At 63.6% G+C, this 1,215-nt stretch carries 1 protein-coding gene; it reads right to left on the reverse strand.

What is annotated here, in order from left to right; genetic code table 11:
- Positions 1 to 1,215, reverse strand: a 1,215-nt coding sequence (locus tag N5C88_RS31400; protein WP_033943667.1) for a Mu transposase C-terminal domain-containing protein, incomplete at both ends; no start/stop codon positions are given.

A 1,215-nucleotide genomic window follows, 5' to 3' on the forward strand; every position in this document is an offset into this window, starting at 1 on the left:
CACCGACACGTTGGGAAGGGTAATCTGCTCGCAGCGCAGCTCGCAATAGGTCCCCTCGATTGGGTGGAGGAAGTAGATGCGTGAGGCGTCGTAGGGGTTTCGGCGGACGACGAACTTGCGTTGCTCTCCAGCGTCCAGGAACGGCCGCAACACCTCGTCCCAGTATTCGATATTGTCCCAGCGCATGCCGTAGCGCTCGATCGTCCGGTCTTCGATGTCGGCGAAGTCGAGATAGAGCTTCTGCTTGTCAGCGATGATCGGCGGGAGGCCGGCGCCTGCACGCTTCTCGGTGCCATAGATGCCGCGCTCCCAGGCCAGATCCGGGCGCTGCTTGGTCGTGCTGTGCGGCCGGACGTGATACTGGCCGCAGATGAACTCGAGCATCCAGACCTCTAGCTCATCGAGGGTCATCTCGGCCGCCTCGTTCGGATTGCGGGTCTTGACCTTGTCGAAGCCGCGATCACGGGCGGTTGCTGCGGGGAGCAGCCGCATCTGGTCCATCGCCGTGCCCATGAAGCGTTCAATGATGCCGCCGAAATGGACCAGCCCTGGCGGGCGATGCTCGGGCGGCGCGATGCCGTATTCCCTGCACCCATAGAACAGGGCGCGTGACCAAAACTCAGCTGCGTTGTCGAGATAGACGCTATTGGGCGTGCCATACATCGGCCATGGGAGTGGAACGCCGACGCGCTCCAGCCACTCATCCTTGGGCGTCATCACCCGCGTCATGCACTGAGCGACGGTCGAGGCGTTTGGATATTCCCAGGTCAGCACGAACGCGAGGACGGCTCGGGTGCATTCGTCGAGCGCGATAGTGATCCAGGGACGGCCGACATGCTCACGGTCGAAAGCGCTCGCGCAGACCACGTCGACGAGCGTGTGGTCGATCTGGATACGCTCAAGTGGAAACGTCGTTTCGGGCGTCTTGCCTCGGATATGCTCGTATCGCTCACGAGCCACCTTCTTTCCGTACTTCAGGCCGACGCGCTCACGCGCCGGAACGCCGGCGAAGCGGCTTCGCAACGTGTTGTGCGAGGGCGGTATCAAGCCCCGCCGCACGCAGCGGTTTCGAATCTCGGCGAATGCGTGATGGTTCTTGGCCTCCTTGCGATGACGGCTGAACTCCAGCCGCACCTCGGTGATGACTTCCTCGACGCGGAGGTCGAGCCGCAGCCGCCCCCGCCCGCCGCTCCGCCCGCGCGGCAACAGGCAGGT

This window comes from Achromobacter sp. GD03932, from assembly GCF_029839485.1.
Classification (GTDB): domain Bacteria; phylum Pseudomonadota; class Gammaproteobacteria; order Burkholderiales; family Burkholderiaceae_B; genus Achromobacter; species Achromobacter bronchisepticus_A.